The organism is Mesorhizobium sp. M8A.F.Ca.ET.208.01.1.1 (assembly GCF_004791315.1).
Classification (GTDB): domain Bacteria; phylum Pseudomonadota; class Alphaproteobacteria; order Rhizobiales; family Rhizobiaceae; genus Mesorhizobium.
This window is the reverse complement of sequence record NZ_SRUT01000281.1, coordinates 1-307: the sequence shown is the minus strand read 5'-3', so window position 1 is coordinate 307 and position 307 is coordinate 1. Positions and strand designations below refer to the sequence as shown.

The 307-nt window shown below is 57.3% G+C and carries 1 pseudogene; it reads right to left on the bottom strand.

The annotated features are described in order from the left end of the window. A pseudogene (locus EN851_RS35300) lies at positions 1-120 on the bottom strand (ABC transporter permease subunit); the annotation flags it as partial. Between the last annotated feature and the right edge of the window lie 187 nt (positions 121-307).

Sequence of the window (307 nt, the reverse complement as noted above, 5' to 3'; positions counted from 1 at the left end):
CGCATATTCGGCGAAGATCGCGCCGACCACCGCATAGGTGATGGATATTCTCAAGCCGGCGAAGAAATAGGGCAGCGCCGAGGGCAGCCGGGCGAGCCAAAAGATGCGCCAGCGCCCTGCCCCCTGAAACGCCATCCTGATCCAGTTCTCTGTAGGAGCATGATCTTTTCCGAAAACCGGTTCCCACTTTTCGGGATCATGCTCTAGACGAATCAACAGGAGTCTAGAGCGAGGCCCTCAAGAACCGCAATTCACCGCTCGACATTCTCGAAGGCACCGACACCTTGAGCGATGAGGTTGGTCGCCA